The following is a 13,245-nucleotide window of genomic DNA, read 5'->3' as shown; positions in this document are numbered from 1 at the left end:
TCGGCGAGTGCGCCGAGCGGTTGACTGGCTGCGCCAAGTGACTCAGGTCACTGCGGTGATCGGTCGGTCTGTTCGAGGCGTCCGTTCAGGACGGCAGTTCGTGGTACCGACCGCGGTAGTGCAGCAGTGGAGCGGCCTCCTCGGCCAGGTTGACCGTCTCGATGGTGGCCTCCACCAGCAGGCCCCAGCCGTACTCCCGGGCGCTGTCCAGTCGGCATCCGGCCCAGCCACCGGCGTCCGCCGGGGCCGGTCCGTAGGGCGTTTCCCGCCACTCCCCGGTGGCGAAGAGCCCGCCCGGAGCGGGAAAGAGGCCGGCGAACCGATCAGCGAGCTGCCGGTGCGACGGACCGAGCGGCGTGACCGCGAACCGGCCCGCCTCGTCCGCTGCCGCCCAGAAATCGGACTCCGGGTCGATCAGCCCGAGCAGCCGGTCCGGTTCCCCTTCGGCGACAAGCGTGGACGACACCGTCAGCCCGGCCGGGCCGGGCGTCGTCCAGAGGGTCACCGGGGCGGCGAGCCGACCGCGTAGTCGGCGTACCGGCGACCGCTGCCCGCTCGGCACCGCGAACGGATCGGTGTGATGGATCTCGGCGCCCGGCTCATGATTCACGTGAAACATTGTGACCCCACCGCCCGGCCTCCAGGATCCGACCGGCGAAGGCCCGGACCAGGGCGGCCACCTCATCCGGTCGCGTGTCGAGCACGAAGTGCCCACCGTCGAGCAGGTGCACCTCCGCCCCCGGCACGTCGGAGCGGTACGCCTCGGGTTCGGTGATCTCGAACGAGGTGTCATGGCGACCCCAGACGACCAGCAGCGGCGGCTGGGTCCGGCGGAGCCAGTCCTGCCAGGCCGGGTACGAGGCGACGTTGGTCCGGTAGTCGTACTGCAGGTCGAGTTGTTGCTCGATAACTCCGGGACGACTGAGGAAGGCGTGCTCGTCGACCCACAGGTCTGGGTCGTACCGCTCCGGGTCCGGATCGTTGCCGACGTGCCGGGCACGGATCGCCGCCAGGGATAGGACGTTCTCCCGGATCGCCGCCTCGTGCCCGGCACGGTCCTGCCAGAAAGCTCGGCGGACAGCCCAGAGCGGGCCCAGCCCTGCGTCGTGTGCGACCGCGTTCTGCACCATCAGCCCGCGCAGTCGGCCCGGATCGGCGAGCGCCATCCGGAACCCCACCGGCCCGCCGTAGTCCTGCACGTAGAGCAGATACTGCTCGACCCCGACGGCCGCGGCGAAGTTCGACATCGTGCCGGCGATCCGGTCGAAGGTGTACGGGAAGCTTTGGGGATCCGGGGCGTCACTGTGCCCGAAACCGGGGTAGTCCGGCGCGATCAGCCGGAACTGGTCGGCGAGCCGGTCCAGCAGCGTTTCGAACATTCGCGACGAGGACGGGAAACCGTGCAGGAGCAGCAGCACGGGGGCATCCGGTGCGCCCGCCTCCCGGTAGAAGACGGAGCGCCCGTCGACGACGATGCTGCGGTAACGCGTCTGCGAGCCCATGCCGACCGCCCCCTCGTCCCGACTGCTCGCACCATAACGAGGGACAGGTGCCCCCGACCGGCGTTCGGCCAGGCGGGACGCGCCTCAGCGGCGCGGCGTGACCGTGGCCAGCAGCTCCGGCTGACGCCGGTCCAGCACGTCACCGGCCAGGTAGGCGCCCAGCAGCGCCGCGCCCAGCCCGTACGCCGCGCCGACCGGGAGAGCCAGCCAGAGCCAGGCGTCACCGAGCAGCGCCGCGGCCACCACCATCGGCACCGCGACGACCGCGGAGACGACCATGGACAGCAGGGTGAGCAACCCCTTCGCCATGCCGGCACCGCTGTTCATCGCGAACGGGTTGCTCGTCTCCGGCAGCGAGTACGCCCCGAGCACCGACACCAGGCTGTTCACCGCCAGCCCGGCACCGTAGGTGGCGACCAGGCTGCCGATGGTGAGCCCGATCCAACCCGGTCGGCCGAGCAGCAACGACAGCAGCACCGCGACGACCGCCAGCATCGGCAGCACGTACAGCGAGAAGGCCGTCATCCGGGCCCGCAGCTCGACCCGGCCGGGCACCCCGGCCACCACGTTCGCGGCGTACGCGCTGCCGTCGAAGCCGAACTGGTTGGCCAGGGTGACCGCGGCCAGCACGCCCACGAAGACCATCGAGATGGTGACCACGACCGGTGAGCTGTCGCTGGCAGCCGCCGTCAACCCCTCGTCTTCCATGGCCGCGAAGTCCCCGCCAGTAACGTTGATCATCACTGGCACGAAGATGCCGACCACCGCGATCGTGATCAGGTTGGCTCGGCGCCGAGCGTCCCGCCACCAGTAACGGGCCTCCCGGGCGACGATGGCACCGAACTGGTCCCGGCGGGCCCAGCCGGCGACCCGAGGAAACAATTGGGCGACGGCCCCGCCGGTAACTCCGCGCCGTGCCGGGGCCTTGCCGGCGCTCGCCGCCCCGACCATCGCCGACTCAAGCGACCGGGACCACCAGGCGAGCAGGGCGCCGAGCGCCACCACCGTGATCAGCAACTTGACCGGTGCGGCCCAGACCCGGCCCTGGGCCACGTCGATGCCGACGGTCCAGGGAGCGCCGAGTGGCGTCCAGCCGATCACGGTCGCCATGCCGGTCAGCCGGGTCCAGTCCGCCTCGCGCAGCGCGGCGAGGCCGAACACCTGCAACGGGCCGATCAGCGCGGCGGTCACCGCCAACAGCACGGCCGCCAGGTCGCGGACCCGCCGGGACCGCAACATGGTGGCGAAGGCGCTGGTTACCGCCCGGCTGGCGGCCACACAGAGCAACAGCCCGGCGACCACGCCGACGACGGCGACCAACCCCGCCGACCAGCCGCCCAACGACCAGGCGGTCAGCACCAGCCCGAACGTCGCGATGAGCACCGCCAGCACCGGCACACTGACGAGGGCCGCGACGAACAGGCCGGTCACCAGCGTGCGGCGGGGCAGCGGCAGCAGCGCGAACCGGGCCGGATCCAGTGTCTCGTCCACCCCGAAGAAGACCAGCGGCAGCAGCAGCCAAGCGAGCACCAGCAGTCCGCCGCCGGCCGCGGCGATCAGCACGGCGTACTGGCCGTCGCCCGCCAGACCGGGTGCGGCGAAGAGGAAGAAGCCACTGACGGCGAACCAGAGCCCCAGGACCGCGCCACCGATGAACATGGCGATCCGCCAGCCCTGGCCCCGGAAACTGTTGCCCATCACCCGCAGCTTGAGCCGGACGAAGTGCCGGGCGGAGACCGCGCGCACCGGAGCGGCGGGCGTGGCGTCCACGCTCACTGGGACAGCCACGACAGCTCCTCGCCGGTTGCGGTGCGCCCGCCGACCACCTCGACGAAGACCTGCTCCAACGAGCGGTCGCCGCGGACCTCGCCGATCGTCCCGACCCGCTTGATGACGCCCCCGGCCAGGATCGCCACGTGCGAGCAGAGCCGTTCGACGACCTCCATCACGTGACTGGAGAAGACCACCGTGCCGCCGCCGGCCGCGTAGCGGGTGAGGATGTCCCGGATCAGCGCGGCGGAGACCGGGTCGACCGCCTCGAACGGCTCGTCCAGCACCAACAGCTTCGGACCGTGCAGCAGCGCGCAGGCCAGGCCGATCTTCTTCTTCATGCCCGCCGAGTAGTCCACCACCAGCGTCCGGCCGGCGTCGCCGAGCGCCAGCACGTCGAGCAGCTCGGCGGCCCGCTGGTCGACCACCGCCGGGTCCATCCCGCGCAGCAACCCGTTGTACGCCAGCAACTCCGCCCCGGTCAGCCGATCGAACAGCCGGACCCCGTCGGGCATCACACCGAGCAGCCGTTTCGCGGCGAGCGGGTCCTGCCACACGTCGTGCCCGAGCACCCAGGCCGAACCGGCGTCCGGCCGCAACAGCCCGACCGCCATCGACAGGGTCGTGGTCTTGCCGGCGCCGTTCGGGCCGAGCAGGCCGTAGAAGGAACCGGCGGGGACGTCGAGGTCGACGCCGGCCACCGCGATCGTCCCGTCGAACCGCTTGGCCAGGCCACGCAGTGCGAGCGCGGGGTGCTCAACAGTCATGAGCCGACGTTAACCGCCGGTCGCTCGTTGCGCCCTCCCGCAGCGGGTGGATTCGCGATCATCCCCAAGGCGGACGGCCGATCGGCTCGGCCTTGAGACGACTACAGGCGAAGGGCCTCGGGGGTGTGCAGACGGAGCATGGTGGCCGCGACGTCGGCGGGAGCGCGGCGACGGGTGGCGATCGACACCGCGACCATCACGGTGAAGGCCAGTGGCACCGTCCAGGCCGCCGGCTGTGAGGTGAGCGTGGCCGGCCAGCCGGACAGCGGTGGTCCGAGCACGGTGACCAGCACCGCCCCGATCGCCGCCCCGCCGCCGACCACGACGCCGGCGGCGGCGCCCACGTCGGTCAGCCCACGCCACCAGATTCCGAGCACCAGCAGCGGGCAGAAACTCGACGCGGCAACCGCGAAGGCCAACCCGACGACCTGCGAGACGTCCAGTCCGGATACGTGCAGCGCCAGCACCGTCGGCACCGCTCCGGCGATCACCGTGGCGAGCCGGAAGCCGCGTACCGAGCCCCGGCCGAGCACGTCCGTCGAGATCACGCCGGCGACGCTGGTCAGCAGCCCGGACGAGGTGGAGAGGAAGGCCGCGAACGCGCCCGCCGAGACCAGCGCCGCGAGCAGTCGCCCGAGTGTCCCGTCGCCGAGGGCCGCACCGGGCAGCAACACCACCACCGCGTCGGTCTGCCCGCTGATCAGCAGTTGCGGCGTGTAGATCCGGCCGAGCACCCCGTACAGGGTGGGCAGCAGGTAGAAGGCCCCGACCAGGGCCAGCACGACCAGGGTGGTCCGGCGCGCCGCCGCGCCGTCCGGGTTGGTGTAGAAGCGGACCAGCACGTGCGGCAGGCCCATGGTGCCCAGGAACGTGGCCAGGATCAACGAGTACGTGGCGAACAGCCCCCGGTCGTCGTTGCCCGCCGCGCTGGGCAGCAGCCAGTCGCTGGCGTCGGTGGCCACTCCGGACACTTCCGGCACCGGGTCGCCTGCGGCGAAGGTCAATTCGTCGCCGGGGCGTACCTCCCGGATGTCGCCGTCGGGCAGGGTGAGGGTCGCGCGGTGCTCGACCACGACGGTGGTCGCGACCCGGAACGTCGGCCCGTCGGGCGGGGTCACCGCCGGACGACCGTCGGCCTGCCACTGCAGCGCCAGGAAAATCACCGGTACGGCGAGTGCGGTCAACTTGAGCCAGTACTGGAACGCCTGCACGAAGGTGATGGCCCGCATCCCGCCCAGCGCCACGTTGGCGGTGACCACGGCCGCCACCAGCAGGGCACCGAGCGGGTACGGGGAGCCGGCCACCGTGGCCAGGGTGAGCCCGGCGCCCTGGAGTTGCGGCACCAGGTACAACCAACCGATGAAGATCACGAAGGCGGTGGCCAGGATGCGGAGCCGGCGGGACCCCAGCCGCAGCTCACAGAAGTCGGGCAGGGTGAACGCGCCGGAGCGGCGCAGCGGCGCGGCCACGAAGAGCAGCAGAGCCAGGTAGCCGGCGGCGAACCCGACCGGATACCAGAGCACGTCCACGCCGTACTTGAGGACCAGCCCGGCGATGCCGAGGAAGCTCGCCGCCGACAGGTACTCCCCGCCGATGGCGGCGGCGTTCCAGGTCGGACTGACCGCCCGCGACGCCACCAGGAAATCGGACGTGGTCCGGGCCAGCCGCAGCCCGTAGAAGCCGATCCCGACGGTGACCAGGGTGACCGCGACGATGGCCGGGACCACGAAGTTGTTGCCCACCTCAGCGCTCCGGCCGTTGCACCAGATCGGTGAAGTCCTGTTCGTTGCGCTCGGCCAGCCGCACGTACGCCCAGCCCACCCCGATCAGGAACGGGAAGGAGGCCACCCCGAGCAGCAGCCACGGCAGGTTGACGCCGGCCACGGTGGTCCGGCCGAGCGACGGTGCGATGGCGAACAGCCAGGGCAGCCCGCCCAACCCGATGACCACCACCAGGGACAGCCGCAGCGCCAGCGCGAGCTGGGCCCGGACCAGGCCACGGACCAGCGCCTCGCCGACCTGCGTCTGCTGGGCCAACTCGGCGCGGGTCCGCTCGGCGCGTGTGTCCTGCCGGGTGATCTCGGCCAGCACGATCCGGGCCCGCCGGGGCGGCGGTACCGCATCGCCCGACCCCACGTCAGGGAGTTGCTTGGCCACCCCGGCAGTCTTGCCCGCCGTGCGGGATTGTCAAGCGTTCCCGCTCACCATCCCCGCAGATCGAGACAGCCCGTCGCGCTGCCGGTCAGCGGGATCGTGTCGAGCTTCCGGCGGGCCTGCTCCCGGCCGAGGTTCGTCGCCCAGAGACCGTCCCGGGGCAGCTCGGCGGCGATCTGCCCCAGCGCGCAGATGCGCATCGGCTCCGGCAGCCGTGCCAGGGCCGGTACGGCGTCAGCCGACAGCCCGGACAGGTAGCTGACGTCCAACCGGCCGGTCTCCAGGTACCGGTCGACGTTCCGCTCGGCGATCAACCGATCGGGGTTGACCAGGGCCAACCCGAGTAGCGCCAGAACCGCCGTGCCGATCACCAGCCGGGGCAGCCAGGCGGCGCGCAGCCGCACCACGGCCACCCCGACCAGGACGAAGAGCAGCCCGAGCCAGAGTTCGACGGTCGTCACGAAGAGCCTGAGGCGGGTGGCGCCGTACGCGTCGGTGTAGACCTGCATCCGGTAGAGCGCGGAGGCGACGATCACCAGGCTGAGCGCGGCGAGCGTGCCGAGCAGCGCGCGGACCAGCAGCCGGTCGGCCCGGGTGGCCTTCGGTGCCCGGCGGGCGGCGATCGCGATCACCAGCAGGGTGAGCGCGGTGACGGCGAGCAACTGCCAGAACCCGCCGCGGGCGTACTCGGCGTAGGTGAGGTTGGCCGTGCGCAGCACGTGCCCCGCGCCGCCGAACAACACCGTCAACTGGACCAGCACGAACGCGGCGAACAGGGCGTCGAGCAACACCAGTGGCAGGGTCCACTCCAGCCGGTGGGCCGGTCGGGACGGCCCGGGGCGCAGGCCCTCCAGATCGGGGGGACGGCTGACCAGGTACGCGGCACCGAGCAGCCCACCGCCGATCAGCAGCAGACGCATCAGCCAGCCGACCACACCGGCCGGTGAGATGTCGGGCAGCAGGCCCGTGACCAGATCGGCGAAGACGGCGTCGGCGGAGGAGAAGAGCAGACCGAAGAGCATCAGCAGGCCGGCGGAGATCGCCAAGCTGGTCAGGATGCGCCCGAGCCCGATCCCCGAACCCGCCGGGCGGGTGTCGCGCAGTCCGCGTACCGCCCAGGGGAGCGACCGTACCGTCGCGGCCGGCGGCAGCGTCGCGGCGACCAGCATCCCGAGGGGGCTTCGCCCACCGGTCACCGCGAGCGTCCCGGTCACCGCCGCCGCGACCAGGCAGAGGGCGAAGAGCCAGCCGGCGGCCCGGACCGTGCCGACGGCGACCAGTGCGACCGTCGCGGCAGCCCAGGCGACCTGTGCCGCCCGCCCCGGTGCCCCCGTGGCACCGGGACGGGCGGTGGCTGCCGCCGGCGCGGTGACGCCCGTCGCCGGGGACGACGTCCCGGCACGGACGACGCCGGCGGTGACGAGGGCGGCGGTGCCGGCCAGCGCGGCCACCAGCCAGCCGAGGCCGGGACGAATCGTCGTGAGCGCGGAGGCGCCGAGGACCGCCGCCGCGGTCAGTGCCGCCAGGACCAGCGGGCGGGCGGAGCCGGACGGCCCTGGCCAGCGCCGCTGGATCAGCGACGGTGGCCTCGGCAGGGCCGGTGCGGCCGGCCACGGTTGCGGCTGACCGGCGGCCGGTGGGCCGGCCGGGCCAGGTCTGACGGTCGGGGGGACCTGCGGTCCGCTCGGCCCGGGTTTGGCGGTCGGGGGGACCTGCGGTCCGCTGCTTGGGAGTGGGGTGGTGCCAGGGCTGGTCATGCGATCTCTTTCCGATCTGGCCCGTCGCTGGGGATGGTGACCTGGATGCGGCAGCCGGGCCGATCACCCCGGTGCGGTTTGGCGGGATCGAGGACACCGATCTGACCGCCGTGCAGTTCGACGACCCAGCGGGCGATGGCCAGGCCGAGCCCGGTCCCGCCGCCGGCCGAACGATCGCCGCGAGTGAACCGCTCGAAGACCCGCAGACGCTCGCCGGGCGGAATGCCCTGGCCCTCGTCGCTCACCTCGAAGCGGAGTTCGTCGCCCTGTTCCTCCGCGCTCAACCGGACGATGCCGCCGGGTGGGCTGTGTCGCGCCGCGTTGTCGAGCAGGTTCGCGAACACCTGGTGCAGCCGCCACGGGTCCGCGTGGACGGTCAGTGGTGCCGGCAGCTCGCGGAGCTGGAACTTCACGTCGAGTCCGGCCCCGGACGCGCTGGCGGTGGCGTGCTCCACCGCCTCGTCGAGGAAATCCCCCACGTCGATGCGTACCCGCCGCAGCGGCACCACCCCGGCGTCGAGGCGGGACAGGTCGAGCAGGTCGGCGACGAGGTGCCCGAGCCGTTCGGTCTGGGCCAGCGCCGACCGCAGCGCCGCCGGTTCGGGGTCGGCCACCCCGTCCACCATGTTCTCCAACACGCCCTGCAACGCCGTGATCGGCGTACGCAGCTCATGCGAGACGTTGGCGATCAGCTCGCGTCGGCGCTGGTCCGCGGCGTGCAGATCCTCGGCCATCTTGTTGAACGCCTGAGCCAGCTCGCCGACCTCGTCGCGGGAGGTGGCGCGTACCCGTCTGGTGTAGTCACCGCGGGCCATCGCACCGGCGGCCGCCGTCATGTCCCGCAGCGGCGAGGTCATGCCGTGGGCGAGCACCTGCGACGTCAGCAGGGCGACGGCGATGGCGGTCGCCGAGGTCACCGGTGGCGGCCAGCCGATGCCGTACGAGAAGTAGGCCAGCCCGGCCGCACCGCTGGCGACCAGCAGCACGCCCAGTTTCAGCTTGATGGACCGCACCGGGTCCAGGGGGCGGGGCAGCAGCTCCAGCACCCGGTCCAGTCGGGCGAGCACGGTGGCGGTCATGACGGCAGCTCCAGGGCGTAGCCGACACCGTGCACGGTACGGATGAGGCCCGCGCCCAACTTGCGGCGCAGCGCCTTGATGTGGCTGTCCACCGTGCGGGTGCCGCTCCCGTCGACCCATCCCCACACGTCGGCGAGCAGCCGTTCCCGGGGGAGCACCGTGCGCGGTCGCCCGGCGAGGTGGACCAGCAGGTCGAACTCGGTCGGCGTGAGGTGCACGTCCGTGCCGTCCCGGCGGACCCGCCGCTCGGCCTCGTTGATCTCGATGTCACCGAGGCGGATGGCGGGCGGCGTCGGGGTGGCGGCCCGCTCCACCCGCCGCAGCAGGACGTGCACCCGGGCCGCCAGCTCCCGCATCGAGAACGGCTTGGTGAGGTAGTCGTCCGCGCCGACCGCGAGCCCCACCAGCAGGTCGTTCTCGTCGTCGCGGGCCGTGAGCATCAGCACCGGCACCGGCCGTTCGGCCTGGATCCGGCGGCACACCTCCAGGCCGTCGAAGCCCGGCAGCATCACGTCGAGTACGACGAGATCCGGCTGCCCAGCGTGGAACTGCGCGACGGCGCTCGGCCCGTCCGCCGCGATCTGCACCGTGAAACCCTCGGCCCTCAATCGGGCGGCGATGGACTCGGCAATGGTCCGTTCGTCCTCGACCACCAGTACCCGGCGTTCGTTCATGGCTCCTGACCTTAGGGAGCCGCCGTGGAGATCAGTGGGTCGCGTTGTGAATAACCTGTGGAGAACGGTTCACGCCTGTGGATAACTCGTCGGACGTGCTGGCTGGCCTCCGCGAAGACCCGTGGCTCGTTGTGGACGACCGACCGAGCTGTCAGGGTGGTCCGATAGAGAGGGGGTGTGACGGTGACCAATCCTGCTCGGCCCGGCCACGGGGCCGCTTGGACGGTGGACGACCTCCAGAGCCTTCCGGAGGACGACCAGGTCTACGAGATCTTCGACGCGAGCCTGCTCGTGTCCCCCCATGCGGATGTCTTCCACGGCGCGGTCGCCAACCGCCTCCGCCGGCTCCTCGACCGGCAGGCCCCCGTTGGCGTGCTCGTCGGTCAGGACATCGGGGTGAGCGCCAAACGTTCCTCCTACTTCGTGCCGGATCTCTTCGTCGCCCGTGAGAGCGCGGTGGACCGAGGCGGCGCGGCGCTCGACCCGGCCGACGTGCTCCTCGTCGTCGAGGTGATCTCGCCGAGCAATGCCGGCCGCGACCTCGTGCTCAAACGCCATGAGTACGCGGCCGCCGGTATCCCCCTCTACTGGCTGGTGGAGCCGCGGAAGCAGACCCTGACCGTGCTGGCGAACGGTGCGGGCGGTTACCGGGAGCAGGCGCTGCTTCCGGTCGGCGAGGTCTACCGCACCGAGCAGCCGTTTCCTCTCACCTTGACGCTCGCCGACATCTTCTGACCGGACGCGAAACGGGGCCCGGCGATCACTCCAGGCCGACGCGTTCCGGCCGGGCCGAGGCGGAGCCGAGCCAGGTGTGCGGATTGCCGTACCAGCACCAGCCCAGCTTCGGTGCGCCCTGGCTGATCCAGAGTGCCGGCACCCGCTTGTCGCCGCATCGGGAACCGACCAGCGAGAAGCACCGGTTGCTCGCCAGCGCGGCCGGGTGCAGCGTGACGAAGGCGAGCCCCTCGTCGATGGTGAGCGGCAGACGACCCTGGGCGGTCATCCCTTCCACGGCGGTGCTCGGGGGCAGGTTGCGAAACTCCTCGCCCCGGTCGACGTCGAAGAGCAGGTACGCCGTCCCGGTCGGCACCTCCAACTCCTTGATCGGGTCGAAGCGGGGCAGGTCCGCCTCGGCGTAGTTGCGGTCCAGGAGGCCGGGCTTGCGCTTGCCGTCCAGGGTGGTGAGCTCCAGCCTCTCCACCACCCCGATCAGGTCCCGGGTGATGACCAGTAGGAATGGCACCCGGGCGTCGGTGGGGGCGGGGAGGTCGGCGGTGCCCTCGACCGCCCTGACCCGCAGCGGTGCGACCAGGTCGCGGAAGGCGGTCTCGGGCAGCCCGGCCAGGGCGGGGTAACCCAATTGCACCAGTCGGTCGAGTTGGCGGTCGAACTCGGTCTCGGCGTCGAACGGAGTGACGGTCACGGCGGCCTCCCGGAAGTCGTACGGCCTAGCGTACAACGTACGGCGGTGGTCGTCCCATTCCCGACTCAGCGACTCCAGTCCTGCTTCGCGGCCCGGACCAGCTTGTCCTTCAGCTCCCGGGTGTGGCGCCGGCTCACCGGCAGCTCGGTGCCGTCGATCACCACCACATAGCCGGAGTTGACCAGTCGCAGCTCCGCTATCAACTTCAACTGCACCAGGTACGACCGGTGCACCCGGACGAAGCCGGCATCGGCCCACCGCTCCGCCAGCGTGGCCAGCGAGACCCGCACCAGGTGTGACCCCTCCGCGGTGTGCAACCGGGCATAGTCGCCCTGCGCCTCCACCCACCGCACCGCCGAGCGGGGCAGCATCCGGGTGGTGCCAGCCAACTCGATCGGGATGGTCGGGTCCTCCTCCGCGCGGGCCAGCGCCGCCGGGTGCGACGGCACCACCCGGGAGCCGATCACCCGGCGTAACGATTCGGCCAGCCGGTCGGCGCGGACCGGTTTGCGGACGTAGTCGGTGGCACCCAGATCGAAGGCGTCCACCGCGCCGTCGTCGTACGCGGTGACGAAGACGATCGCCGGCGGTCGGGCGAACCGCCGCAGCACCCGGGCCAACTCCATCCCGTCCAGCCCGGGCATCCGGATGTCCAGGAAGACCACGTCCACGTCACCGTCACGAAGCAGTCGCAGCGCCTCGGTCGCGTCCCCGGCGGTGTTCAGCCGAGCCACCCGGGGATCGGCCCGCAGGTGGTACGCCAGCTCGTCGAGCGCGGGCGGCTCGTCGTCCACCGCCAGCACCCGGAGAAAGCCGGTCGTGTTCACCGCGCCGCCTCGCGCTCGGTCACGGCCACCCTGGTGCGCTCGCTCACGACCCTGCCCGTACGCCAGCGTGGAACTTCGGAATCCGCATGCTCACCTTCGTGCCCGAGCCCAACCCGGTCTCCACGACCAGGCCGAACCGGTCCCCGAAGACCGACCGCAGCCGCTCGTCGACGTTGGAGAGGCCGACGTGCTGGCCCGTGTCGTCACCCGGGTCGCCGGTGCCGCGGGCCAGCTCGGCGATGCCGGCGGTCAGCGCGGTCGGATCCATTCCCACTCCGTCGTCCTCCACCGTGATGTGGCATTCGGAGCCCGCGTCCCGGGCCTCGATGCTCACCATGCCCGTGCCCGGCTTGCGGGACAACCCGTGGCGGACGGCGTTCTCCACCAGTGGCTGCAGGCAGAGGAACGGCAGCATCACCGGCAGCACCTCCGGGGCGATCTGCAACCGCACCTGCAACCGGTCGCCGAACCTGGCCCGTTCGATGGTCAGGTAGCGGTCGATCGACCGCAGCTCCTCGGCGAGGGTGGTGAACTCCCCGTGCGCCCGGAACGAGTACCGCGTGAACTCCGCGAACTCCAGGATCAGCTCCCGGGCCCGCTCCGGGTCGGTGCGGACGAACGAGCCGATCGCGGTCAGCGCGTTGTAGATGAAGTGCGGGCTGATCTGCGCCCGCAACGCCCGGACCTCGGCACGGGCCAACCGCTCCCGCGACGAGTCCAGCTCGGCCAGGGCGAGCTGGTTGCCGGCCCAGTGCGCGGTCTCCAGGGTGGCCTGCACCAGGCCGGGGGCCGGTGGGCTGTCGGCGATGGCCACGAGCGCGCCCACCACCCGGCCGTCCGCCCCCTGCAGTGGCGCGACCACCGCCCCCCGGATCGGGCAGTCGACCCGGTCGCAGTGCAGCTCCTGCTCACCGAGGACGGTAGAACGGCCGGTGTCCACCGTCCGCCGGGCCGCCGCGAGCAACTGCTCGCCGTGGTGGGTGCCGCGCCCGTCGAGGGCCAGCACCCGGTCGGCGTCGGTGAGCGCCAGCCCGGCCGCGCCCACCAGGGCCCGCAGATGACGTACGGCCTTCGCCGCCCCCGCCTCGCTCAGCCCCGCTCGCAGCGGCTCGGCGGCCAGGCCGGCGGTGTGCAGCACCTCGTAGGTGGCCCGCTGGGTGGCGGTGGCGATGCCACGGCGGGCCCGGAGCCGCAGGACCGCCAACAGGGCAGCGGTCAGCGCGGTGACGAGTGATACGACGCCGACCACGGCGGAGAGGTTGGCAGCCACGCAGCGATCCTTGCCGCTGCGG

General features: G+C 72.0%; 13 protein-coding genes. 1 reads left to right on the top strand and 12 read right to left on the bottom strand.

What is annotated here, in order from left to right:
- Positions 1–85 precede the first annotated feature (85 nt).
- From HNR20_RS13810 to HNR20_RS13770, 9 genes are all read right to left on the bottom strand, one after another.
- Positions 86–685, bottom strand: a complete 600-nt coding sequence (locus HNR20_RS13810) for a flavin reductase family protein (RefSeq protein WP_373290981.1) — start codon at positions 683–685, stop codon at positions 86–88.
- A complete protein-coding gene (locus HNR20_RS13805; protein ID WP_184179801.1) occupies positions 600–1,502 on the bottom strand; it encodes an alpha/beta fold hydrolase in 903 nt (300 codons plus the stop codon). The genes HNR20_RS13810 and HNR20_RS13805 overlap by 86 nt, the downstream gene beginning before the upstream one ends.
- A gap of 84 nt (positions 1,503–1,586) precedes the next feature.
- A complete protein-coding gene (locus HNR20_RS13800; RefSeq protein ID WP_373290982.1) occupies positions 1,587–3,290 on the bottom strand; it encodes an ABC transporter permease in 1,704 nt (567 codons plus the stop codon).
- Positions 3,275–4,039 (bottom strand): ABC transporter ATP-binding protein, encoded by a 765-nt coding sequence (locus tag HNR20_RS13795; protein WP_184179799.1) that lies wholly within the window; start codon positions 4,037–4,039, stop codon positions 3,275–3,277. Before HNR20_RS13795 ends, HNR20_RS13800 begins: the two co-directional genes overlap by 16 nt.
- A 101-nt stretch (positions 4,040–4,140) precedes the next feature.
- Positions 4,141–5,781 (bottom strand): sodium/solute symporter, encoded by a 1,641-nt coding sequence (locus tag HNR20_RS13790; RefSeq protein ID WP_184179796.1) that lies wholly within the window; start codon positions 5,779–5,781, stop codon positions 4,141–4,143.
- Position 5,782: 1 nt separating this feature from the next.
- Positions 5,783–6,196: a DUF485 domain-containing protein gene (locus HNR20_RS13785; protein ID WP_229687035.1), complete on the bottom strand. Its 414-nt coding sequence runs from the start codon at positions 6,194–6,196 to the stop codon at positions 5,783–5,785.
- 44 nt (positions 6,197–6,240) lie between these two features.
- Positions 6,241–7,950: a DUF4153 domain-containing protein gene (locus HNR20_RS13780; RefSeq protein WP_184179793.1), complete on the bottom strand. Its 1,710-nt coding sequence runs from the start codon at positions 7,948–7,950 to the stop codon at positions 6,241–6,243.
- Positions 7,947–9,029, bottom strand: coding sequence for a sensor histidine kinase (locus HNR20_RS13775; protein ID WP_184179790.1), 1,083 nt, complete (start codon positions 9,027–9,029; stop codon positions 7,947–7,949). The genes HNR20_RS13780 and HNR20_RS13775 overlap by 4 nt, the downstream gene beginning before the upstream one ends.
- Positions 9,026–9,703 (bottom strand): response regulator transcription factor, encoded by a 678-nt coding sequence (locus tag HNR20_RS13770; RefSeq protein ID WP_184179787.1) that lies wholly within the window; start codon positions 9,701–9,703, stop codon positions 9,026–9,028. Before HNR20_RS13770 ends, HNR20_RS13775 begins: the two co-directional genes overlap by 4 nt.
- A gap of 183 nt (positions 9,704–9,886) precedes the next feature.
- Between HNR20_RS13770 and HNR20_RS13765 the strand changes: the two genes are divergently transcribed.
- Entirely contained in the window at positions 9,887–10,438 is a 552-nt protein-coding gene (locus HNR20_RS13765; protein ID WP_184179784.1) for a Uma2 family endonuclease, read from the top strand.
- A gap of 25 nt (positions 10,439–10,463) precedes the next feature.
- Here HNR20_RS13765 and HNR20_RS13760 read toward each other — a convergent pair whose 3' ends face one another.
- The 3 genes from HNR20_RS13760 to HNR20_RS13750 form a co-directional block, all read right to left on the bottom strand.
- Complete coding sequence (locus HNR20_RS13760) at positions 10,464–11,126, bottom strand: DUF5701 family protein (protein ID WP_184179781.1); 663 nt, start codon at positions 11,124–11,126, stop codon at positions 10,464–10,466.
- A 65-nt stretch (positions 11,127–11,191) separates the two neighbouring features.
- Positions 11,192–11,953, bottom strand: coding sequence for a LytR/AlgR family response regulator transcription factor (locus HNR20_RS13755; RefSeq protein WP_184179778.1), 762 nt, complete (start codon positions 11,951–11,953; stop codon positions 11,192–11,194).
- Between the two features lie 43 nt (positions 11,954–11,996).
- The gene (locus HNR20_RS13750) at positions 11,997–13,223 is read right to left on the bottom strand and encodes a sensor histidine kinase (RefSeq protein ID WP_184179775.1); all 1,227 of its coding nucleotides are present in this window, start codon (positions 13,221–13,223) and stop codon (positions 11,997–11,999) included.
- Between the last annotated feature and the right edge of the window lie 22 nt (positions 13,224–13,245).

This window comes from Micromonospora parathelypteridis, from assembly GCF_014201145.1.
Taxonomy (GTDB): domain Bacteria; phylum Actinomycetota; class Actinomycetes; order Mycobacteriales; family Micromonosporaceae; genus Micromonospora; species Micromonospora parathelypteridis.
Note: the sequence above shows the minus strand (reverse complement) of the source record. Positions and strands in the feature narration are given on the sequence as shown.

Coding starts and splice junctions, on each gene's coding strand:
- HNR20_RS13795 (WP_184179799.1), bottom strand. CDS start 4,039: ATGACTGTTGAGCACCCCGCGCTCGCACTGCGTGGCCTGGCCAAGCGG.
- HNR20_RS13770 (WP_184179787.1), bottom strand. CDS start 9,703: ATGAACGAACGCCGGGTACTGGTGGTCGAGGACGAACGGACCATTGCC.
- HNR20_RS13805 (WP_184179801.1), bottom strand. CDS start 1,502: ATGGGCTCGCAGACGCGTTACCGCAGCATCGTCGTCGACGGGCGCTCC.
- HNR20_RS13780 (WP_184179793.1), bottom strand. CDS start 7,950: ATGACCAGCCCTGGCACCACCCCACTCCCAAGCAGCGGACCGCAGGTC.
- HNR20_RS13775 (WP_184179790.1), bottom strand. CDS start 9,029: ATGACCGCCACCGTGCTCGCCCGACTGGACCGGGTGCTGGAGCTGCTG.
- HNR20_RS13810 (WP_373290981.1), bottom strand. CDS start 685: ATGAGGTGGCCGCCCTGGTCCGGGCCTTCGCCGGTCGGATCCTGGAGG.